This window comes from Pseudomonas sp. S35 (assembly GCF_009866765.1).
Taxonomy (GTDB): domain Bacteria; phylum Pseudomonadota; class Gammaproteobacteria; order Pseudomonadales; family Pseudomonadaceae; genus Aquipseudomonas.
This window is the reverse complement of record NZ_CP019431.1, coordinates 1,292,412-1,313,312: the sequence shown is the minus strand read 5'-3', so window position 1 is coordinate 1,313,312 and position 20,901 is coordinate 1,292,412. Positions and strand designations below refer to the sequence as shown.

Sequence of the window (20,901 nt, the reverse complement as noted above, 5' to 3'; positions counted from 1 at the left end):
CTTGTACAAAGCATGCACCAAGGGTTGTCAGGCTCCGCCGGCGGGGTTCAAACTGCGGCCTTTGTCGCTGGCGGTTTATGCAGCTGCCACGCTTTAAAGCCTGGGTACAAACGTCAGGCTCTCAGACCTTTATAAGGGACCCGAACATGGAATTGGTTGTAAAAAGCGTTAGCCCCGAAACGTTGAAAACCGCCACCCTCGTGGTCGCCATCGGCGAAGGCCGCAAGCTCGGCGTGGCCGCCAAGCAACTCGACGAACTCAGCGGCGGCGCCATCAGCGCGGTGCTCAAGCGTGGCGACCTGGCCGGCAAAGTCGGCCAGAGCCTGCTGCTGCAAAGCCTGCCCAACCTCAAGGCCGACCGCGTATTGCTGGTCGGCGTGGGCAAAGACGCCGAACTGGGCGACCGCCCGTTCCGCAAGATCATCAGCGGCATCCTCAGCACCCTCAAGGGCCTGGGCGGTGGCGATGCAACACTGGCCCTCGACGAAATCGTCGTCAAAGGCCGTGACAGCTACGGCAAGACCCGCCTGCTGGCCGAGACCCTGGTGGACGGCGGCTATATCTTCGACCAGTTCAAGAGCCAGAAAGCCGAACCCCGTGCCCTGAAGAAAATCACCCTGCTGACCATCAAGGCCGCGCAGGCTGAAGTGCAGCGCGCCGCAACCCACGCCACCGCGATTGCCAACGGCATGTCGTTTACCCGCGACCTGGGCAACCTGCCGCCGAACATTTGCCATCCGACCTTCCTGGGCGAGCAAGCCAAGGCACTGGGCAAAGAGTTCAAGGGCCTGAAAGTCGAAGTGCTGGACGAGAAAAAGATCAAGGAACTGGGCATGGGCTCGTTCTATGCCGTGGGCCAGGGCAGCGACCAGCCGCCACGCCTGATCGTGATGCAATACAACGGCGGCAAGAAGTCCGAGAAGCCTTACGCCCTGGTCGGCAAAGGCATCACCTTCGACACCGGCGGCATCAGCCTCAAGCCGGGCGCCGGCATGGACGAGATGAAGTACGACATGGGCGGCGCCGCCAGCGTGTTCGGCACCCTGCGTGCCGTGCTGGAGCTCAAGCTGCCGATCAACCTGGTGTGCATCCTGGCCTGCGCCGAGAACATGCCGAGCGGCGGCGCTGCCCGCCCAGGCGACATCGTCACCACCATGAGCGGCCAGACCGTCGAAATTCTCAACACCGACGCCGAAGGCCGCCTGGTGCTGTGCGATGCCCTGACCTACGCCGAGCGCTTCAAGCCGCAAGCCGTGATCGACATCGCGACCCTGACCGGTGCGTGCATCGTTGCACTGGGCTCCCATACGTCGGGCCTGCTGGGCAACAGCGACGAACTGATCGAGCAACTGCTCAGCGCCGGCAAGGCTGCCGACGACCGCGCCTGGCAACTGCCGCTGTTCGATGAGTACCAGGAACAGCTCGACAGCCCGTTCGCCGACATTGCCAACATCGGCGGCCCGAAAGCCGGCACCATCACGGCTGCCTGCTTCCTGTCGCGCTTTGCCAAGAACTTCAACTGGGCGCACCTGGACATCGCCGGCACCGCCTGGACCAGCGGTGGCAAGGACAAGGGCGCCACTGGCCGTCCGGTACCACTGCTGACCCAATACCTGCTGGACCGCGCCAAGGCCTGAAACTGAAGATGCCGGGGCGGCCCTCACGCCGCCCCGGCCTCAGGAACCGCAATGACCCAAGTCGACTTCTATATATTGCCCAGCGCCGACCCCCTCGCGCGCCTGGACTTTGCCTGCAAACTCACCGAAAAAGCCTGGCGCATGGGCCACCGCATCTACCTGCATTGCAGCGATGGCGCCCAACGCGACGAACTCGACGCCCGCCTGTGGCGCTTCAAAGGCGAAAGCTTCGTGCCTCACGGCCCTGCCGAATCAGAGCCCGAAGGCCTGGTGGTACTGGGAGTGGGCGACACCTGCGGCGATCACCATGACCTGCTGGTCAACCTGGACCTGAAAGTCCCTCCCTTTGCCAAGGCCTTCGCCCGTGTAGCCGAAGTCGTGGTGGAGGATCCGGCTATTCGTCAGGCCGCGCGGGAGAGTTTCCGTTTCTACCGCGAACAGGGCTATCCTTTGCAAGATCACCGGCTACAACGACTCTGAGCACACGATGGACACTTCCAACCCCGTAAAAAAAGATGATCACCTGCTGGACGACCTCGAGTCGATCCGCCAGTTGCTGGGTGATGACGACTTGCAACCGCCGCTGCTGAGCGAGTCGGTCAATGGCGAGGTACAGATTCCGCTGCTGTTCGACATGGTCGGCGCAAAGCCCGCCCCCGCACCGGCCGAGCGGCCTGCCGTAGAAGCGCCCCCCGTTGCAGCCGTCGCCGAAAAAACCCAGGACGCCCTGCTGCTGCACCTGGATAACGAACTGCGCGCCGCCGCGCAATTGATCATGCAAGACGTGATCGACGACTTTGCCCCGCACATCGAAACCGAGATCAAGCGCCGGATGGACGCGCGCATGGAGCGGTTGCTCAGCCAATACCAATCTTGAATCCTGCTTAGATCCCTGTGGGAGGGGGCTTGCTCCCGATAGCGGTGCATCAGCCATAGAGGCGGTGGCTGACACTCTGCCATCGGGAGCAAGCCCCCCCTCCCACATTGACCAGCGCACGCCTTTAGCCTGTCTTCGCCTCGCCCTGCGCCCTATCCCCCGTTATACTTGTCGGCTTTCCTGAATTAATGCCAACTAGGGTCCCGCCGCGCATGGATAAGACCTACCAGCCGCACGCTATTGAAACTTCCTGGTACAACACCTGGGAGTCCGAGAACTATTTCGCTCCGCAAGGTGCGGGCGAGTCCTACACCATCATGATTCCGCCACCGAACGTCACTGGCAGCCTGCACATGGGCCATGGCTTCAACAACGCGATCATGGATGCGCTGATTCGCTTCCGCCGCATGCAGGGCCGCAACACCCTGTGGCAACCGGGTACGGACCACGCCGGTATCGCCACCCAGATGCTGGTGGAGCGCCAACTCGAAGCCACCGGTCAGAGCCGTCACGACCTGGGTCGCGAGAAATTCCTGGAAAAGATCTGGGAATGGAAAGACCAGTCCGGCGGCAACATCAGCCGTCAGATCCGTCGCCTGGGCTCGTCCGTCGACTGGAGCCGCGAGCGCTTCACCATGGACGACGGCCTGTCCGAATCCGTGAAAGAAGCCTTCGTGCGGCTGCATGAAGACGGCCTGATCTACCGCGGCAAGCGCCTGGTCAACTGGGACACCAAGTTGCACACGGCGATTTCCGACCTCGAAGTGGAAAACCACGACGAGAAAGGTTTCCTGTGGAACCTCAAGTACCCGCTGGCCGACGGCGCCAAGACCGCTGAAGGCAACGACTTCCTGATCGTCGCCACCACCCGTCCGGAAACCATGCTCGGCGACGCCGCTGTCGCGGTTAACCCGAACGACGAGCGCTACCAGGCACTGATCGGCAAGTTCGTTGACCTGCCATTGGTTGGCCGTCGCATCCCGATCATCGCGGACGACTACTGCGACCCTGAATTCGGCACCGGCTGCGTGAAAATCACCCCGGCCCACGATTTCAACGACTACGAAGTCGGCAAGCGCCACAACCTGCCGCTGCTGAACATCTTCGACAAAAACGCCGCTGTACTGCCGGCCTGCCAGGTATTCAACCTCGACGGCACGCTGAACGACCGCATCGACGGCAAGATCCCAGCCGAATACGCCGGCCTTGACCGTTTTGAAGCGCGCAAGCAGATCGTGGCCGCCTTCGACGCCGCCGGCCTGCTGGTGAGCGTTGACGACCACGGCCTCAAAGTGCCGAAGGGCGACCGCTCCGGCACCGTGATCGAGCCGTGGCTGACCGACCAGTGGTACGTCTCCACCAAGCCGCTGGCAGGACCTGCCATCGCCGCCGTGGAAGATGGCCGTATCCAGTTCGTGCCCAAACAGTACGAAAACATGTACTTCTCGTGGATGCGTGACATCCAGGATTGGTGCATCAGCCGTCAACTGTGGTGGGGCCACCGCATTCCGGCCTGGTACGACGAGTCGGGCAAGGTCTATGTAGGCCGCGACGAAGCCGAAGTGCGTGCCAAGCACAACCTCGGCCCTGACGTAGCGCTGCAACAGGACAACGACGTCCTGGACACCTGGTTCAGTTCGGGCCTGTGGACGTTCTCCACCCTGGGCTGGCCGCAGCAGACCGAATTCCTCAAGAAATTCCACTCCACCGACGTGCTGGTCACCGGCTTCGACATCATTTTCTTCTGGGTTGCCCGGATGATCATGCTGACCATGCACTTGGTGAAGAACGAGGACGGCACGCCGCAGGTTCCGTTCAAGACGGTGTACGTGCACGGCCTGGTGCGTGATGGCCAGGGCCAGAAGATGTCCAAGTCCAAGGGCAACGTCCTGGACCCGCTGGATATCATCGACGGCATCGACCTGGAAACCCTGGTGCACAAACGCACCTCGGGCCTGATGCAGCCGAAACTGGCGAAGAAAATCGAGAAGCAGACCCGCGACGAGTTCGCCGACGGTATCGCCAGCTACGGCACCGACGCCCTGCGCTTCACGTTCTGCTCGCTGGCGTCCACCGGCCGCGACATCAAGTTCGACATGGGCCGCGTCGAAGGCTATCGCAACTTCTGCAACAAGATCTGGAACGCGGCGCGCTACGTGCTGGATAAAGGCGAAGACTGCGGCCAGAACGGTGAAGCCTACGAGCTGAGCCTGGCTGATCGCTGGATCATCTCGCAGTTGCAACGCACCGAAGCCGAAGTGACCCGCCAGCTCGACCAGTTCCGTTTCGACCTGGCCGCACAAGCCTTGTACGAGTTCATCTGGAACCAGTATTGCGACTGGTACCTGGAACTGTCCAAGCCTGTGCTGTGGGACGAAAACGCGCCGGTCGAACGCCAGCGCGGCACTCGCCGTACCTTGGTACGCGTGTTGGAAGTGGCGCTGCGCCTGGCGCATCCGTTCATGCCGTTCATCACCGAAGAAATCTGGCAGCGCCTCGCGCCGCTGGCCGGTATCGAAGGCAAGACCATCATGTTGCAGCCTTGGCCGGTGGCCAATGAAGCACGCATCGATGAAGCCGCCGAAAGCGATATCGAATGGCTCAAGACCCTGATGCTCGGCACGCGCAACATCCGCGCCGAGATGAACATCGGGCCGGGCAAGCCATTGGCAGTGTTCGTGAAGAACGCCAGTGCCGAAGACCAGCGTCGTCTCAGCGAGAACGATGCATTGCTCAAGAAGCTGGCGAAGCTGGAGTCGATCACTGTATTGGCCGACGGCGCCGAAGCACCGCTGTCCGCCACCGCACTGGTCGGCGAGATGGAAGTGCTGGTACCGATGGCCGGCTTGATCGACAAAGGTGCCGAACTGGCCCGCCTCGACAAGGAAATTGCGCGCCTGCAAGGCGAAGTGCAGCGAGTGGGCGGCAAGCTGTCCAACGCAGCGTTCGTCGACAAGGCGCCGGCTGAAGTGATCGACAAAGAACGCGCCAAACTGGCTGAAGCGGAACAGGCTTTGGGCAAGCTGGCCGAGCAACATGCGCGGATCTCCAGCCTCTAAGGCTTGAGCCGTGTGAAAAAAGAGACCTTCGGGTCTCTTTTTTTGTTTGCGAACCGGCTCAATGTGGGAGGGGGCTTGCCCCCGATAGCAGTGGGTCTGCTACCGATAAACTGGCTGATCGACCGCTATCGGGGGCAAGCCTCCTCCCACAGTTGAGCGAGTTAGGCTCAGGATGTGTGACAATGCCCACCACTTTGAGCCAACACCAGAATCATCATGACCGCCCCCACTACACCGAAACCTGCGCGCAAGAAGCCTAAAACCGCCGCCACGGCCAAACCCGTGGTACCGCGCAAAGAGGCCACTCTGCACCCGCGTAACCGCCACACAGGCCGTTACGACTTCCCGGCGCTGATCAAGACCACGCCGGAACTGGCGAAATTCGTGATCCTCAACCCCTACGGCAAGGAAAGCATCGACTTTGCCAGCCCGGATGCGGTGCGGGTGTTCAACCGGGCGCTGCTCAAGTCGTTCTATGGCATCCAGCATTGGGATATCCCGCAGGACTACCTGTGCCCGCCAGTGCCTGGACGTGCGGACTACGTGCACTTCCTCGCCGACCTGCTGGCCAGCGTCAACGACGGCAAGATCCCCCGCGGGTCGATCGTCAAGGTGCTGGACATCGGCATGGGCGCCAACTGCGTCTACCCGCTGATTGGCTACATGGAATACCGCTGGAACTTCCTCGGCTCCGAGGTTGACCCTATCGCCGTAGCCGCCGCCAAGGCCATCGTGCAGTCCAACGACCTGAGCAAGGTCATCCAGTTGCGCCAGCAAGCAAACCCCAAGCACATCCTGCTGGGCCTGCTGGAGCCGGGCGAGCGCTTTGACCTGACCATGTGCAACCCACCGTTCCATGCGTCCATGGACGAAGCCACCAAGGGCAGCGAACGCAAGTGGCGCGCCCTGGGCAAGGCGGATCCCAAGCGTAAATTGCCGGTGCTGAACTTCGGTGGCCAATCGGCCGAGTTGTGGTGTGAAGGTGGTGAAGCGCGCTTTGTGACGCAGTTGATCGCCGAAAGCGCGAATTTTGCCCACAAGGTGCTGTGGTTCAGCACCCTGGTGTCAAAAGCGTCGAACTTGCCCGCGATTGAGACAGCCCTGAAAAAAGCCGGCGTGCTGGAAAGCCAGGTAGTGGAAATGTCCCAGGGCCAAAAGCAGAGCCGTTTCGTGGCCTGGACCTTCCAGACCAAGAACGAGCAGCAGATCTGGCGCCAGCGCTGGGTGCGCGACTAACCCTGTGGAGAGGGAGCTTGCTCCCTCTCCACAGTAAATCGCAGGCAACAAAAAACCGCGCCCGGATCACTCCGGGGCGCGGTTTTTTTGCTGCGTCTTACTTGTTAACAGCGTCGGTCAGGCCTTTGGCCACAACCAGCTTGATAACTTTCTTGGCAGCGATTTCGATGGCAACGCCAGTCGAAGGGTTACGGCCAGTACGGGCTGGACGCTCGGTCACTTTCAGTTTGCCAACGCCTGGCAGAGTGATTTCGCCGCCGTTTTCCAGCTGATCAGCAACAACTTGGCTCAGTTGGTCCAGCAGAGCACGCACGGTAGTTTTCGGTGCGTCTACTGCTTCAGCCAGGTCAGCGATCAGTTGGTCTTTAGTAATAGCCATTGTGGTGTTCCTTCCCTATCAAATTCATATGGATTGCAGAGTGCAGTGTCAGCCGTCGAGCCCGACCGTCTAGGCCTGGCACCCCAGGCTTATAACCTCGGAGAACGGGGTTATAGATGCTTGAAACGGGGATTGGTTCGACCTGACAGATGCTGAATGCACGCTTAACGCCGAGACTTGGCGTAAGACGGGGCAAAACTAGCACAGAGACGGGGAAATATCCGCCTCTACCTACCCATTTGGTCAGCTTTATCGCTCTAAACCGTGAAAAAAAGGCATATACACCGTCGGACGCCGTCCAAAACCCCCTTCAAAGCACGTCTTGCCCAATGGGTGCGGTACACTGGGCGACTTTTCGGGGAGGCCAACCGCTCCCCTTCAACCAGCCGAGAAGCCCATGCCGATCCGTCATTGCATCGTCCACCTGATCGACAAAAAACCCGACGGCACGCCCGCAGTTCTCCACGCCCGCGACTCGGAACTGTCCGAATCGGCCGCCATCGAGAACATGCTTGCCGACCTCAACGAGAGCTACAACGCCAAACAAGGCAAGGCCTGGGGCTTCTTCCATGCCGAGTCCGGCGCGCACCCGTTCAGCGGCTGGTTGAAGGAGTATTTCGAGGGTGGCCAGGATTTCACCGCCTTTAGCCGCACCGCCGTCGAGCACCTGCAAAAACTGATGGAAGAATCGAACCTCTCCACCGGTGGCCACGTGCTGTTTGCCCACTACCAGCAAGGCATGACCGACTACCTGGCCATCGCCCTGCTGCACCACAGCGAAGGCGTGGCGGTGACCGACGAGCTGGATGTGACCCCGTCGCGTCACTTGGACCTGGGCCAATTGCACCTGGCGGCGCGGATCAACGTCTCCGAGTGGCAGAACAACAAGCAGTCCAAGCAGTACATCTCGTTTATCAAGGGCAAGAATGGCAAGAAGGTCTCGGAGTACTTTCGCGACTTCATCGGCTGCCAGGAAGGCGTCGACGGCCCGGGCGAGACCCGCACCCTGCTCAAGGCCTTCAGTGACTTCGTCGAAAGCGAGGACCTGCCGGACGAGTCCGCCCGCGAAAAAACCAAGACCCTGGTGGACTATGCCAGCAGCCAGGCCAAGCTCGGCGAACCGATGGGCCTGGAAGAGCTGTCGGGCTTGATCGATGAAGATCGGCCAAAAGCGTTCTACGACCATATCCGCAACAAGGACTACGGCCTGTCGCCGGAAATCCCGGCCGATAAACGCACCCTCAACCAGTTCCGTCGCTTCACCGGCCGCGCCGAGGGCCTGTCGATCAGCTTTGAAGCCCACCTGCTGGGCGACAAGATCGAATACGACGAGGCCGCTGGCACCTTGATCATCAAAGGCCTGCCGACTCAACTGACCGACCAGCTCAAGCGCCGTAACTGATGCTCGGCGGGGTCCTTAAAAAAGTCCTGCTGGTGTTGCTGGTGGTGGTGGTGATCCAGAACTGGGGCAAGATCGAGCGGCTGTTCAACCCGTCCCAAGTGGTCTCAGAGCAGGTCCGCACCTCGGCGCGGGTGGTGCTCTATTCCACGCAGTGGTGCGGTTACTGCAAACAGACCCGGCGCTTCCTGGACCAGAAAGGCATCCCGTACCAGGCGTTCGACATCGAGAAGGATGCCCAGGCGCGCAAGGCGTATGAGGCGCTGGGGGGCGGCGGGATTCCGTTTGTGCAGGTGAACGGCACGTTGATTCGGGATTTCAACCCCGAAGCAATCATGGCGGCGCTGAAGTAATCAGCGCACCACGATCAGCCGCCCCAACAGGTTGTGCTGCTCGAACCCAAGCACCGCCTGCAACGCATTCAGCACCGCCTGCGGGTCTTTGCTCGGGAAGCTGCCGCTGACGCGCTTGGCGCCCAGTTCTTCGTTAAGCAACAGGATGCGGCCGGGATAGTACCGACCCAGGTCCTTCACCACGTCGGCCAGCGGTGCCTTGTAGTAGTTGAGCCAGCCGTCGCGCCAGGCTAGGCGTGATTCGCTGTCCACCCCATGCAGCGGCTCGGCAATGCCGTCGGCGTAGGCCACTTGCTGGCCTGCCGTCAAAATCTGCTGCTGGCCCTGTTTCGCCGGGGTCACGCCAACCCGCCCCGACAACACCGTCACTTGCGCCCCTGCCGGTTGCAGGCGCACTTCGAATTGCGTGCCGAGCACCCGCGCTTCACCGCTGCCCGCCTGCACCACAAAGGATTCGCCGGTGTGGGTCACGCTGAAAAAACCGGCGCCACGCCGCAACTGGATATGCCGCTCGCCACGGCTGAAATCCACGGCAATCGCGCTGTCGGCGTCGAGGGTGACTTGGGATTGGTCGGCCAGGGTAACGGTCTTCACCTCCCCCGCCGCCGTCACGTAGTCGGCGCCGAAGTCATCGACCCAGCGTGATGGCTGCCAACCGGCGCCCATGGACACCATCAACAGCAGGCAGGCGGCAATGGCCAGGGCACTGGACCTGCGCACCACACGCGAACGTTTCGAGGTGTTCATCGCGTTGAGGTAGCCCTGCAACGCCAGGGCGTCTTCGTCGGCAAGTTTGCGCGCGGGCACTTCGCTCAACTCCCACAGCACCTGGGCCTGGGCGTAGGCCTCGACGTGTGCCGGGTCGGCGCGCAGCCAATGGCTGAACGTTGCCTGGTCGCCGCTACTGGGTTGGTCGTGCAACAGGCTCAGCCAGGCCAGCGCGGCATGTTGCTGGTCGGGCGTGGGGGTAACGTTCACGGTGCTTTCCCTGGCGTGCGTGGGGGCAATGGTTCGCGAAGGCTGGCCTTGCAGGCTTCGAGGGCACGCATCATATGTTTTTCCACGGCACTTTGGGACAGCCCCATCGCCTTGGCGATTTCCGCGTATTTGCGGCCGTGGATGCGATTGAGCAGGAAAATCTGCCGAGTGCGCTCGGGCAGGCTGCGCAAGGCGGCTTCCACATGGCGCAAATCATTGCCCGCCTCTAGTGCGGCCTGGGGTTCGCAGCCTTGGTTATCCTGCTGCTCGGGCAACCAGCCTGCGCTGCTGCGCACCCGTGCGCCTTCACTGCGCAAGTGGTCGATGGCGATATTGCCGGCGCAGCGCAGCAGGTAGGTGCTGAGCTCTTCGACTTGTACCAGCGGCCGCCGCCAGAAGCGCAGGAACAGGTCCTGCACCAGGTCGGCCGCTGTGGCGCGGCAGCCCACACGCCGATTCACCAAGGCTTCCATCTGCGAGCGTTGGGACAGAAACACCTGCAAAAAATGCGCACGCCCACCCGCCGCATCGGCCTGCGGGCTGTCCTGGGATTCGGGCGGGGTGCTGATCATTATGGCAAGGGCTCAGAGGGTGGCGAGGGCCGCAACGGGGCTTGCCAGCAGGCCGGCGCCCGCCAGGATCAAGGCCAGCCTTGGCCGATACGGCAACAGCAGCACCAGCAACAGTGCGCTAAGCATCAATACCGCGCACCACTCCACCAGACCCTGGCCCCAACCGGCCACGCTGACGGCGGGCCAGATCGCGACGCCAAGCAGCGACCAGCCCGCCACACGCAACCCCAGGCGTCGCCGGGGCGAGGGCTTGCTGTGCAGCAGTTCGCCATGATGTCGGTCGGTGGCCAGGCACAGTGCGGTAAACCCGGCGTAGCACATCAGCAGTGCGAGGAGCATTCAGTGCGCCTCCTGCTTGAGATGGAGCGGGCGTGCCCGTTCGGCCTTGGGCTGCGGCGCCGTGCGGTGTTGCATCTTCCAGGCCGCCCAGGCGAGGAACACGCCGCTGCCCAGGCAGGTCAGGTCAAAGCCGGCCATGGCCCAGTCACCACGGGCCAGGGACACGCCCAAATGCTGATCGGTAGTGAGTGCGTTGAGCAGTGGCACGGCGACAAACAACAATGCGCCGACGCTCAACTGCTCGACCCAACCCTGGCGGCCGCGCCGCAACATGGCATGCAACAGGCTCAGGCCCCAGGCGATAAAGAAGGTCTGCACCTCCCAATCGGAGCGGTCGGCGAAACTCACCGGCAGCAGGCGATTGGCCCAGAAGAACGCCGCGATCGCGATCAGCAAGCCAGACATGCTGGCGATGTTCAGCACTTCCACCAGGCGCAGCTCAAACGGCATCACACCGCTCTTGGCATGCTTGAGTTGACGCTTGCCGAGCCAGATCACCAGCCCGGTGCCGATCATCGCCGTGCCCGCCAAGCCGCAGATAAAGTACAACCAGCGCAGCACCGGGCCGGCGAAATGGCCCATGTGCAGGCCATAGAAACTGCCGCCGACAATGGCGGCCAACGATTGCCCGCCGCTGGTGCGCAACAGTTCGCCGGTGTGCCCGTTGAATGACACGATGCTGTCGAACTCATGCACCACGCTGTCGGAGCCGGCACGGAAGACATTGACCGACGCATTGGCATCACCTGGGTTGTTCACCCCGATCCGCCCCACGTGGCCACCGTCCCACTGCGCCCGCGCTTGCTCGTACATCGGCAGCAGCGGCGCCAGTTTGCCCGGCTGGCCCGACGCCGGCGCGTTGTTGGTCGCGGGGAATATTTCGTTGAAGAACGCACGGGTGTCATTGCCATAGGAGGCCATGATCGGCGCCGGCATCACCATGCTCATAAAGATCACCAGGCTGCTGTAGGTGATCATCAGGTGAAACGGCAGCACCAGCACACCGACTGCGTTATGCCCATCGAGCCAGGAGCGCTGGCCTTTGCGGGGGCGGAAGGTGAAGAAGTCCTTGAAGATTTTCTTGTGGGTGATGATGCCGGTGATCAGCGCCACGAACATCACCATTGCAGCGATGGTGGACAGCCAGCGCCCCCAGGGGTGCGGCATTTGCAGCTGGAAGTGGAACCGGTAGAAAAAATCCCCGCCCATGCTTTCGCGGGCCTCTACGGCTTGGCCGCTGACGGGATCGAGGGTTTTGCGCATGAAATTGCCGCGCCGGCCAGGGTCGACCTTGTCTTGCCACATGACCGACAGGCCAGGGTCGCGGCTGTCCGGCAGGGCGATAAACCAGCGTGCGGCAGTGGGTGCCACGTGCTGCAGATAGTTTTGCGCGACGCTGAGGCTGCGCGCATTGTCCAGGGGATGAGCCTGCACCTCCGGCTGCATCCAGTGGCTGATTTCATCCTTGAAGTAGGAAAGTGTGCCCGTCAGGAAAATCGCAAACAACAGCCAGCCGAAGATCAATCCGGCCCAGGTGTGCAGCCAAGCCATAGCCTGGCGGAATCCCTCTTTCATGTGCGCACCATCCACAAGCCCACACCCGCCAGGGTGGCGAACGCCGCGCTCGGCAGCATCACGCCAAACCAGGCGCGCCACGCCGTACGGCAGGCGAAGCACCAGAGTACGGCCAGCAGATAGAACACAAATGAACTCATCATCCCGGTGATCACGGCATCGGCGCGGGATGTTGGCACCCACAATGCCAGGCAGATCGCGGCGAGCGAAGCCATGAGATAACCACCGACCACGGCCGCCAGCACGCGGGAGGTGACAGCCAGACGGTAGAGCGCGGGAGGTGAGGTTTTGCTTTTCATGCAGGAGGCGCCAGGTTCATCAGCGCGCAATATTAATGATAAATATTCTCATAAGCAAAACAGAACGGATGAATCACCTGCCCAGGCGGATTGCCGAACGCTGTCGCTGGTCATACAATGCGAACAATTCTTGTTCTCTAAAGCATGCCGATGCTTGTGGAGTGTTTGCGTTGAGCCCGTCCAACACCGTCGAAGTGCTGTACAACGACCATCACCACTGGCTCACCGGCTGGTTGCGACGCAAGCTCGGCTGCCCGGAAAACGCCGCGGACCTGGCACAAGATACGTTTATCCGTGTACTCAGCGCACGGGAAACACCCACGCTGGTAGAACCCCGCGCCTTCCTCACTACCGTGGCCAAGCGCGTGCTGTTCAACTTCTACCGCCGCCAGGACCTTGAACACGCCTACCTCGACGCCCTGGCGCAGATGCCCGAACACGTGGCGCCGTCCGAAGAAGAACGCGCAATCATCCTGCAAACCCTGGTGGAACTGGACCAACTGCTTGACGGCTTGCCCACCCTGGTCAAGCGCGCTTTCCTGCTGGCCCAACTCGATGGCCTGACCTACGCGCAAATTGGCGCTGAACTGGGCATCTCCATCGCCACCGTCAAACGCCACCTGAATAAAGCTGCCCTGCGCTGCTACTTTGCCCTATGAACTTTTCGACCCAGGTTGCCGAACAGGCTGTGCACTGGCTGATGGAAATGCAGCAAGGCACGCTCAACCCACGCCAGCAGGCCGCCTGGCAACGTTGGCTGAATGCCCATAGCGAACACCAGCGCGCCTGGGACCATATCCAACACGTCAACCAGCGCCTGCGCGGCATGCCTTCGCCCCTGGCCCATGCGGCGTTGAACGCGCCGACCTCCACCAGCCGCCGCCACGCGCTGAAGTTGCTGCTGATCCTGGGTGCCGGCTCGGCCGCCGCCTGGAGCCTGCGCCAGCAACATATCCTGCCGCCGTTGACCGCCGACTACCGCAGCCCCGTGGGCCAGCGACGCAAAGTGCAATTGGCCGACGGCAGCCAGTTGCAGCTCAATACGGGCAGTGCGGTGGATGTGCATTTCGATGGCCAGCAGCGACTGATCCGCCTGCTCGAAGGCGAGATCATGCTGAGCAGCATCGCCGGCACGACGCCGCTACGCGTCCTCACCGGCCAGGGCCTGCTCAGCAGCCAGGCGGCGCAGTTGAACGTGCGCCAGTTCAACGACCACACCCAACTGGCAGTGCTCGACGGCCAGGTGGAGGTGATGCCCAACACCTACAGCGGCCTGCCGTTGACCGTCGAGGCCGCGCATCAAGTCAACTTCACCCGCAAAGGCTGGGACACGCCGCGCCCCACCGACGCCAACAGCGGTGCCTGGGCCGACGGCATGTTGGTGGCCGCCCATATGCGTCTGGAGGATTTCCTCGGCGAACTGGGCCGCTATCGTCGCGGCCAGGTCAATTGCGACCCGCAGGTCGCCAACCTGCTGATCTCCGGCAGCTACCCGCTGGACGACAGCGAGCGCATTCTCGACCTGCTGGAAGTCAGTTTGCCGGTGAAAGTGCGACGCTTTACCCGCTACTGGGTGACGGTACAGGCGCGCGCCTGAAATTATTTTCTACACCTGTGAGCCGTTTTCCACCCCTCGCGTGACAGAGAAGGAAAGCCACCTTGATCCTTCCTTCTCAGGACCGCTCTTCATGCCCCAGCAGCCGACACTAATCGCCCGCACCCTGCGCCACTTATTACTGGGCGCCAGCCTCAGTTTTGCGGTATTGCCCTCTGTGATGGCGGCCGACGCCAAGCCTTATCACATTGCCCCGACGTCGCTGGAAGCGGCCCTGAACCAGTTTGGTCGCGAAGCCGGCGTGTTGATTTCCTTCGGCTCCGAAGTCACGGCAGGCATGCAAAGCCGTGGGCTGTCCGGCAGCTACAGCGCAGCCGAAGGCCTGCAAAAACTGCTCGAAGGCACCGGCCTGCAAGCCCGGCCTGAGGGTGACAATGCCTTCAGCCTGCAACCGGCCAAAGCACCGGCGGCAGTAGAGCTGGCCACTTCCAGCGTGGTCGGCGACTGGCTCGGCGACGCGGCGCAAACCAACGTGTTCGAACACCCCGGCGCCCGTGACGTGATCCGCCGCGAGGAGTTCGAGCGCCAGGGCGCTACCCAGGCCAAGGACGTGCTCAACCGCATCCCCGGCGTCAACGCTCCGGACAACAACGGCACCGGCAGCCACGATATGGCGCTGAACTTCGGCATTCGAGGCCTCAACCCGCGCCTGGCGTCGCGCTCCACCGTGCTGATGGACGGCATCCCGGTGCCCTTCGCGCCGTATGGCCAGCCGCAACTGTCCTTCGCCCCGATCAGCATGGGCAACATGGACGCGGTGGACGTGGTGCGCGGCGGCGGCGCCGTGCGTTACGGCCCGCAGAACGTCGGCGGCGTGGTCAACTTCGTGACCCGCGCGATCCCGGATGCGCCGACCGTCAAAGGCGGCTTGCAGACGGAAACCAGCCCGTCCTCCAGCCACGACGGCTTCAAGACCACCGGCAACCTGCTCGCCGGCGGCACCGCCGAAAACGGCCTGGGCGGCGCGATTCTGTACTCCGGCACACGGGGCGGCGACTGGCGCGAAAACAGCACCACGCGTATTGACGACCTGATCCTCAAGGGCAAATACCAGCTCGACGACGCCAACAGCTTCAACGCTATGGCACAGTACTACGAAGGCCAGGCCGATATGCCCGGTGGCTTGAGCGTCAAGGACTACAAGGCGGACCCGTATCAGTCCACCCGCCCCTACGACAAGTTCTGGGGCCGCCGTACGATGTTCAACGTCGGCTACCGCTACGAGCAGGACCGCCGTGAATTCACCGTCAACAGCTTCTTCACCAAGACCCTGCGCAGCGGCTACCTGGACCAAGGCACGTTCCTTTCGCTGTCGCCCCGCGAGTATTGGGTACGCGGCCTGGAAACCCGCTTCGCCCAAGGTTTTGACCTAGGCCCGACCAGCCATGAAGTGGGCGTCGGCTACCGCTATATCAACGAAGCCGGCCATGAGTTGCGCTATCGCACGCCGATTTCAGCCAACAACCAGCAAATCCCCAGCACTGACAGCCGCAACGACCGCGACACCCGTGGTGGCACCGAAGCCAATGCATTTTTCATCGACGACCGTATTGATATCGGCCAGTGGACCATCACCCCGGGCGTGCGCTATGAGATGGTCAAGTCCCAGCAGACCGACCACGTCAACAACCTCAACTACAAAGGCGACTACAACACCGCGCTGCCCGCGTTGAATGTGCTCTACCACCTCACCGACAGTTGGAACCTCTACGCCAACACCGAAGGCTCGTTCGGCAGCGTGCAGTACAGCCAGATGGCCAAGCGCGTGCCCAAGGGCGAAGTGCAACCGGAAAAAGCCCGCACCTGGGAACTGGGCACCCGCTACGACGACGGCACCTTGCGTGCGGAGATCGGCGCGTTCCTGATCAACTTCGACAACCAATACGAAAGCAACCAGACCGATGACTCGGTGATCGCCCGTGGCGAGACCCGCCACCAGGGCATCGAGACCAGCGTCAACTATGCCCTCGACGGTTTGAGCCCGGCGCTGGCCGGCTTTGATGTGTACGCCACCTACGCCTACGTCGACGCCACCATCCGCGAAGATGGCCCGAACAAAGGCAACCGCGTGCCGTTCTCGTCCAAGCACAAAGGCACCCTCGGCGTGGGTTACACCGAAGGCCGCTGGAAACTCAACCTGGACAGCAGCTACCAGAGCAGCCAGTTCGCCGACAACGCCAACACCCAGGCCGAAAGCGCCAACGGGGCCAACGGCCGCATCCCCGGCTACATGCTGTTCAGCAGCCGTGCGGGCTACGATTTCGGCCCGCAACTGTCGGATTTGAATGTGGCGGTGGGCGTGAAGAACATCTTCAACACCCAATACTTCACCCGTTCATTCGACGACAACAACAAGGGCAAGTACGTGGGTGAGCCGCGCACGGTGTACGTGCAAACGTCCATCGCGTTCTGATCAACTGCCTGCCAGGCACGACGGCGTGCCGGCCACCAACGCGTCGATGGCGCAGCGCGTCTTGGCCGGCATATGGGCCGCCGTGGGCCAGATCACATGGATCGGTGAGGGTTGTTCACGGTAGCCCGGCAGGACCGCTTCCAATTGCCCGCGCAACACATAGTGGGCCACCAGCCAACTCGGCAACCAGGCCAGACCGACGCCCGCGATAGCGGCATCGGCCACGGCCTGGAGGTCGTCCATCAGCAGCGGCGAGGCCACGCGGGAACGGTGTGGGGTATTGCAGCGGTAGGCGATGCCGCGATGGCCGGCAAGGTCGTCGATGGACTCAATCGGACCGGCACGCTGCACGTACGCCGGTGCCGCCGCCAGGCACACGGACTGTTCGCCCAGGCGCCGCGCACTGAGGCGATCAGTATCGGGCAGCGGGCCGATGCGCACGGCCACGTCGAAGCCTTCCTGGGCCAAATCCACCAGCCGGTCGGCGAAGCAGATATCAATCTCCAACTCTGGGTAGCAATCCATCAATCCCCATAGTGCAGGCGCCGCATAGTGGTGCCCGAACGCCAGCGGCAAACTCACCCTCAAGCGCCCGCGTGGTTGTTGGCGGCCGCTTTCCAACACGGATTCGGCGGCCTCCAGTTCTGCCAGTGCGCGCAGGCAATGTTCGTAGTAGGCCTGACCGTCTTCGGTGAGCCGTTGGCGACGGGTCGAACGCTGCAACAAGCACGTGCCAAGCCGTGCCTCCAGCCGCGCCAAGCCCTTGCCCACCGCTGAGCGTGTGAGATTGAGCCGTTCGGCGGCCTCGGTCAGGTTGCCGCTTTCGACAATCTGCAAAAAGAGTTCAACGCCATCAAAACGTGGTGTGGCCATAGCGCAATTGTCGCCCCTGAGTCCCCTATCAAAAGAAAACTTATCACGAATAAAGAACAAGATTCCCGTGAGAATAACGTCAATCGTTTATCCACAGGAGAATCCCATGCCGCCCGCCGCCACGTTATCGGCCGCCAGCCCGTCCAGTACCGCCAGAAACAACCTGGCCCTCACCGCCGTATGCCTGGTGGCGCTGATGTTCGGCCTGGAAATATCCAGCGTGCCGATCATCCTGCCTACGCTGGAACAGCAACTGGGCACCGGTTTCCAGGACGCCCAATGGATCATGAATGCCTACACCCTGGCCTGCACCAGCGTGTTGATGGCGGCAGGCACATTGGCCGATCGCTTTGGCCGTCGCCGCATGCTGGTCTTGTGCCTGTGGGTATTTGCCCTGGCCTCGCTGGCGTGTGGGCTGGCGGACAGCGCCTCCACGCTGATTGCGGCGCGGTTTGCCCAGGGCATTGGCGGTGGCGCGATGATGATTTGCCAGTTCGCCATCCTGTCGCACCTGTTCCGCGAACCGGCGGCGCGGGCGCGGGCGTTTGCCATATGGGGCGTTATTGCTGGTGTGGGCCTGGGCTTCGGACCGATGGTCGGCGCGTTGATCCTGGCCGTGGCGGATTGGCGCTGGGTATTCCTGGTGCATGTGCCGCTGACGTTGTTCACCTGGGTACTGCTGCGCGTCAGCGTGGAAGAATCCCGCGACCCGGCCGCCCATCGCCTCGATATCGCCGGCATGCTGACGTTGACGCTGTCGGTGTTTGCGCTGGTCTACTTCATCACCCAAGGCAGCGAAAATGGCTTTGAACTGGGCTGGGCCGTTTTGGCAGTGGTTGGGTTGCTGTTGTTTATCGTGATCGAGCGCCGCAGCGCGCACCCGATGTTCGACTTCGCGGTATTTCGCATCCGGCGTTTCAACGGTGCGTTGATGGGCTCGATCGGCATGAACTTCAGCTTCTGGCCGTTCATGATCTACCTGCCGTTGTACTTCCAGGCCGGGCTGGGTTACGACACCCTGACCACCGGCGCGGCCCTACTCGCCTACACCTTGCCGACCTTGCTGGTGCCGCCGCTGGCCGAGCGCCTGGCCCTGCGCTACGGCGCCGAACGCGTTATTCCGCTGGGGCTGGGCGTGATGGGCGCAGGCTTTCTGGTCATGGCCGCCGCCAACATCGCCGAACACCCGAGTATCTGGCTGATACTGGCCAGTTGTGTGACGGCGGGCGTGGGTCTGGCGCTGACCAACTCGCCGACCACCAACACCACCACCGGCTCGGTGTCCGCCGACCGTGCGGGCATGGCGTCGGGGATCGACCTCAGCGCACGACTGATTACCCTGGCAATCAATATCGCGCTGATGGGCTTGGTGGTGTTGCTGGGTATCAGCCACCAACTGGCTGAGGTGATGCCGGCGAGCACGGCATTGCAGTGGCCGGCCATCAGCCAGAGCATTGCAGCCGGTCAGTTGGCATCTGTGGGGCTGGCATTCAATGATGCCCAGGCGGCACTGCGCAACGGCGCCGGTTGGGCGATGCTGTTCGCGGGGCTGGGTGCGGGCGGGCTGGCGCTGCTGAGCCGGTATTTTTTCCGACGCAGTTAAACGAAAACGGGCCTGCAAATGCAGGCCCGTTTGTAGGGGGTGAAAAACCGGTCAGCCGTTGATCACAGCGTTTTCGTTTTCCAGGAATTCCTGTTCCAGCGCGTCTTCATTCACTTTGTTGATTGGCTGGTTTTTCGCGGCAGCGCGGGGCTTGCCTTGCAGTTTGCCAAACAAATGTTCCAACGCGTGCTCCAGCTTGGTGGCTGCAGCGTCGATGGCCTGTTCCAGGGTATCGCCCTTGGCAGATACCGACAGCGGTTGATGGCCTTTTGGCCGCGCTTCCAGGCGGCAACTTAAATCGTGGGGACCGGGCTTATCACCGTTCTCATCCCGCAGGTAGACCTCAACGCGGGTCAGGTCTTCTTCATAACGTTCGAGCGTGCTCTCAATGGTAGTACGTACCCACTCCTCCAGTCGGATGCTGCTTTCAATATGGTTATCGCTATTGACTTGGATTTGCATAGTTCTTCCCTTATTTCAGCTTGCTCGCGAGAGGTCACAACTGCGACACCGGGGTGGTGAAACCATGACCTCTTGATTACACAATTGAGCAGCCAGAGAAACAATTCAACCCCTTTGCAAAGATAAATTCCACATTGCAAATTAACCCTGACGACAAGCAAAAACGCTGTTAGGGTGGGGAGTTAGTTATGTCTTCTTACGCCCCTTTGACCTCACAATTGCCCCTCTCCCAATGGGTGCAATCCGCGAAAAACCCCCGCCTCTTCCACCAGCCAGTCATGCACCGCGCGCACGCCCGGATGGCTCAGCGCACCCGGCGCATACAGCAATACATAGCGTTTGTGGTTGGGCACGGCCAGGCCGAACGGCACGATCAGGGTGCCGCGCTCCAGTTCATCGTTGAGCAGGGTGCGCCGCGCAATGGCCACGCCCATGCCTGCGATGGCGGCTTCGATGGTCAGGTGGTTGCGGTTGAAGGTGTGGCCACGGCGTACATCGGCGTCGTGGTAGCCGATCGCGTTGAGGTAAAACTCCCACTCGGCGTACTCATAACTCCCACGCCAGGCAGTGATGTCATGCAGCAGCGGGAAATGCACCAGGTCGGCCGGCCCATGCAACGGCGGGCGACCGCGCAACAGGCTGGGCGCGCACACCGGGAATATCTGCTCATCCAGCAGGGCTGTGGATAACAGGCCGGGGTAGCTGCCGTCGTTCAAGTCAATGGCCAGGTCGAAGTCGCCCTCGTGCAGGGCAATGCTGCTGTCTTCGGCAACCATACGCAGTTGGATGTCCGGGAAGCGTTGCTGCAAGCGCGGCAAACGCGGGGTGAGCCATTTACCGAGAAACGACGGAATCGAGCGCAGGCGCAAGGTACCGCTGATCATCCCCGCATCCAGCCGCTGCAATTCGGCATCGATGCTGCCGTAAGCCTCCCCCACCGTGGCCGCCAGCCGCTGCCCTTCGGCACTCAGCTCAACGCCTCGCGCCCGCCGATGGAACAGCCGAAAGCCCAAGCGCTCCTCCAACTGCCGGATTTGCTGGCTCACCGCCCCCGGCGTGATGTGCAGTTCTTCGGCGCAGCGGGTGAACGACAGATGCCGCGCAGCGCAGGAAAACACGTGCAGCCAGACGTACGTCTGACCATGGAGAGGGCGGGCCATAGGGTTTAGTCCTGCTAAAGGGTGTCTTAGGATAATTCGTTGGTCAGTGCCGATCTAGAGGCTCAGTATCGC

General features: G+C 62.0%; 20 protein-coding genes. 11 read left to right on the top strand and 9 right to left on the bottom strand.

Annotation, left to right across the window (positions count from 1 at the left end):
* The first annotated feature begins 146 nt into the window (after positions 1-146).
* The 5 genes from PspS35_RS05910 to rlmF all read left to right on the top strand — a co-directional run bounded on the left by PspS35_RS05910 (position 147) and on the right by rlmF (position 6,809).
* Complete coding sequence (locus PspS35_RS05910; RefSeq protein ID WP_159933142.1) at positions 147-1,637, top strand: leucyl aminopeptidase; 1,491 nt, start codon at positions 147-149, stop codon at positions 1,635-1,637.
* A 51-nt stretch (positions 1,638-1,688) separates the two neighbouring features.
* Positions 1,689-2,117 (top strand): DNA polymerase III subunit chi, encoded by a 429-nt coding sequence (locus PspS35_RS05905; RefSeq protein ID WP_159933141.1) that lies wholly within the window; start codon positions 1,689-1,691, stop codon positions 2,115-2,117.
* A gap of 7 nt (positions 2,118-2,124) precedes the next feature.
* The gene (locus PspS35_RS05900) at positions 2,125-2,514 is read left to right on the top strand and encodes a DNA polymerase III subunit chi (RefSeq protein ID WP_159933140.1); all 390 of its coding nucleotides are present in this window, start codon (positions 2,125-2,127) and stop codon (positions 2,512-2,514) included.
* 212 nt (positions 2,515-2,726) lie between these two features.
* The gene (locus tag PspS35_RS05895; protein ID WP_159933139.1) at positions 2,727-5,573 is read left to right on the top strand and encodes a valine--tRNA ligase; all 2,847 of its coding nucleotides are present in this window, start codon (positions 2,727-2,729) and stop codon (positions 5,571-5,573) included.
* 216 nt (positions 5,574-5,789) lie between these two features.
* Positions 5,790-6,809, top strand: coding sequence for a 23S rRNA (adenine(1618)-N(6))-methyltransferase RlmF (gene rlmF / locus PspS35_RS05890; protein ID WP_159933138.1), 1,020 nt, complete (start codon positions 5,790-5,792; stop codon positions 6,807-6,809).
* A 97-nt stretch (positions 6,810-6,906) separates the two neighbouring features.
* Here rlmF and PspS35_RS05885 read toward each other — a convergent pair whose 3' ends face one another.
* The gene (locus PspS35_RS05885) at positions 6,907-7,188 is read right to left on the bottom strand and encodes an HU family DNA-binding protein (RefSeq protein WP_159933137.1); all 282 of its coding nucleotides are present in this window, start codon (positions 7,186-7,188) and stop codon (positions 6,907-6,909) included.
* A 397-nt stretch (positions 7,189-7,585) separates the two neighbouring features.
* On the opposite strand from PspS35_RS05885, the gene yejK reads away from it, so the two are divergent.
* Entirely contained in the window at positions 7,586-8,590 is a 1,005-nt protein-coding gene (gene yejK, locus PspS35_RS05880; protein ID WP_159933136.1) for a nucleoid-associated protein YejK, read from the top strand.
* Positions 8,590-8,940 carry a glutaredoxin family protein gene (locus tag PspS35_RS05875; protein ID WP_159933135.1) on the top strand — a complete coding sequence of 117 codons (351 nt, stop codon included), beginning with the start codon at positions 8,590-8,592 and terminating at the stop codon, positions 8,938-8,940. The genes yejK and PspS35_RS05875 overlap by 1 nt, the downstream gene beginning before the upstream one ends.
* Here the strand turns inward: PspS35_RS05875 and PspS35_RS05870 are convergent, their stop codons facing one another.
* The 5 genes from PspS35_RS05870 to PspS35_RS05850 are packed head-to-tail and all read right to left on the bottom strand — an operon-like array spanning position 8,941 to position 12,703.
* A complete protein-coding gene (locus PspS35_RS05870) occupies positions 8,941-9,918 on the bottom strand; it encodes a FecR family protein (protein ID WP_159933134.1) in 978 nt (325 codons plus the stop codon).
* A complete protein-coding gene (locus PspS35_RS05865) occupies positions 9,915-10,493 on the bottom strand; it encodes an RNA polymerase sigma factor (RefSeq protein ID WP_174244860.1) in 579 nt (192 codons plus the stop codon). Before PspS35_RS05865 ends, PspS35_RS05870 begins: the two co-directional genes overlap by 4 nt.
* Positions 10,494-10,502: 9 nt before the next feature.
* On the bottom strand, positions 10,503-10,829 hold the full coding sequence (locus tag PspS35_RS05860; RefSeq protein WP_159933132.1) for a DUF3325 domain-containing protein: 327 nt from the start codon (positions 10,827-10,829) through the stop codon (positions 10,503-10,505).
* Positions 10,830-12,404: a PepSY-associated TM helix domain-containing protein gene (locus PspS35_RS05855; protein WP_159933131.1), complete on the bottom strand. Its 1,575-nt coding sequence runs from the start codon at positions 12,402-12,404 to the stop codon at positions 10,830-10,832. It lies immediately after the preceding gene.
* The gene (locus PspS35_RS05850) at positions 12,401-12,703 is read right to left on the bottom strand and encodes a DUF3649 domain-containing protein (protein WP_159933130.1); all 303 of its coding nucleotides are present in this window, start codon (positions 12,701-12,703) and stop codon (positions 12,401-12,403) included. The genes PspS35_RS05855 and PspS35_RS05850 overlap by 4 nt, the downstream gene beginning before the upstream one ends.
* 170 nt (positions 12,704-12,873) lie before the next feature.
* Between PspS35_RS05850 and PspS35_RS05845 the strand changes: the two genes are divergently transcribed.
* The 3 genes from PspS35_RS05845 to fecA all read left to right on the top strand — a co-directional run bounded on the left by PspS35_RS05845 (position 12,874) and on the right by fecA (position 16,731).
* On the top strand, positions 12,874-13,362 hold the full coding sequence (locus tag PspS35_RS05845) for a sigma-70 family RNA polymerase sigma factor (protein ID WP_159933129.1): 489 nt from the start codon (positions 12,874-12,876) through the stop codon (positions 13,360-13,362).
* Complete coding sequence (locus PspS35_RS05840; RefSeq protein WP_159933128.1) at positions 13,359-14,300, top strand: FecR domain-containing protein; 942 nt, start codon at positions 13,359-13,361, stop codon at positions 14,298-14,300. The genes PspS35_RS05845 and PspS35_RS05840 overlap by 4 nt, the downstream gene beginning before the upstream one ends.
* Positions 14,301-14,391: 91 nt before the next feature.
* Entirely contained in the window at positions 14,392-16,731 is a 2,340-nt protein-coding gene (gene fecA, locus PspS35_RS05835) for a TonB-dependent Fe(3+) dicitrate receptor FecA (RefSeq protein WP_159933127.1), read from the top strand.
* Here fecA and PspS35_RS05830 read toward each other — a convergent pair whose 3' ends face one another.
* Positions 16,732-17,604 carry a LysR family transcriptional regulator gene (locus PspS35_RS05830; RefSeq protein WP_159933126.1) on the bottom strand — a complete coding sequence of 291 codons (873 nt, stop codon included), beginning with the start codon at positions 17,602-17,604 and terminating at the stop codon, positions 16,732-16,734.
* A 106-nt stretch (positions 17,605-17,710) separates the two neighbouring features.
* On the opposite strand from PspS35_RS05830, the gene PspS35_RS05825 reads away from it, so the two are divergent.
* Positions 17,711-19,207 carry an MFS transporter gene (locus tag PspS35_RS05825; protein ID WP_159933125.1) on the top strand — a complete coding sequence of 499 codons (1,497 nt, stop codon included), beginning with the start codon at positions 17,711-17,713 and terminating at the stop codon, positions 19,205-19,207.
* Positions 19,208-19,258: 51 nt separating this feature from the next.
* Here PspS35_RS05825 and PspS35_RS05820 read toward each other — a convergent pair whose 3' ends face one another.
* Both PspS35_RS05820 and PspS35_RS05815 read right to left on the bottom strand, forming a co-directional pair.
* Complete coding sequence (locus PspS35_RS05820) at positions 19,259-19,669, bottom strand: HPF/RaiA family ribosome-associated protein (protein WP_159933124.1); 411 nt, start codon at positions 19,667-19,669, stop codon at positions 19,259-19,261.
* A 212-nt stretch (positions 19,670-19,881) separates the two neighbouring features.
* Positions 19,882-20,829: a LysR substrate-binding domain-containing protein gene (locus tag PspS35_RS05815; RefSeq protein ID WP_159933123.1), complete on the bottom strand. Its 948-nt coding sequence runs from the start codon at positions 20,827-20,829 to the stop codon at positions 19,882-19,884.
* Between the last annotated feature and the right edge of the window lie 72 nt (positions 20,830-20,901).

Bases quoted from the DNA above. Each gene is read 5' to 3' on its own strand.
- PspS35_RS05820 (WP_159933124.1), bottom strand. From the start codon at position 19,669: ATGCAAATCCAAGTCAATAGCGATAACCATATTGAAAGCAGCATCCGA.
- PspS35_RS05900 (WP_159933140.1), top strand. From the start codon at position 2,125: ATGGACACTTCCAACCCCGTAAAAAAAGATGATCACCTGCTGGACGAC.
- rlmF (WP_159933138.1), top strand. From the start codon at position 5,790: ATGACCGCCCCCACTACACCGAAACCTGCGCGCAAGAAGCCTAAAACC.
- PspS35_RS05840 (WP_159933128.1), top strand. From the start codon at position 13,359: ATGAACTTTTCGACCCAGGTTGCCGAACAGGCTGTGCACTGGCTGATG.
- PspS35_RS05815 (WP_159933123.1), bottom strand. From the start codon at position 20,829: ATGGCCCGCCCTCTCCATGGTCAGACGTACGTCTGGCTGCACGTGTTT.
- PspS35_RS05830 (WP_159933126.1), bottom strand. From the start codon at position 17,604: ATGGCCACACCACGTTTTGATGGCGTTGAACTCTTTTTGCAGATTGTC.
- PspS35_RS05860 (WP_159933132.1), bottom strand. From the start codon at position 10,829: ATGCTCCTCGCACTGCTGATGTGCTACGCCGGGTTTACCGCACTGTGC.
- PspS35_RS05910 (WP_159933142.1), top strand. From the start codon at position 147: ATGGAATTGGTTGTAAAAAGCGTTAGCCCCGAAACGTTGAAAACCGCC.
- PspS35_RS05905 (WP_159933141.1), top strand. From the start codon at position 1,689: ATGACCCAAGTCGACTTCTATATATTGCCCAGCGCCGACCCCCTCGCG.
- fecA (WP_159933127.1), top strand. From the start codon at position 14,392: ATGCCCCAGCAGCCGACACTAATCGCCCGCACCCTGCGCCACTTATTA.
- yejK (WP_159933136.1), top strand. From the start codon at position 7,586: ATGCCGATCCGTCATTGCATCGTCCACCTGATCGACAAAAAACCCGAC.
- PspS35_RS05885 (WP_159933137.1), bottom strand. From the start codon at position 7,188: ATGGCTATTACTAAAGACCAACTGATCGCTGACCTGGCTGAAGCAGTA.
- PspS35_RS05855 (WP_159933131.1), bottom strand. From the start codon at position 12,404: ATGAAAGAGGGATTCCGCCAGGCTATGGCTTGGCTGCACACCTGGGCC.
- PspS35_RS05875 (WP_159933135.1), top strand. From the start codon at position 8,590: ATGCTCGGCGGGGTCCTTAAAAAAGTCCTGCTGGTGTTGCTGGTGGTG.
- PspS35_RS05895 (WP_159933139.1), top strand. From the start codon at position 2,727: ATGGATAAGACCTACCAGCCGCACGCTATTGAAACTTCCTGGTACAAC.
- PspS35_RS05825 (WP_159933125.1), top strand. From the start codon at position 17,711: ATGCCGCCCGCCGCCACGTTATCGGCCGCCAGCCCGTCCAGTACCGCC.
- PspS35_RS05850 (WP_159933130.1), bottom strand. From the start codon at position 12,703: ATGAAAAGCAAAACCTCACCTCCCGCGCTCTACCGTCTGGCTGTCACC.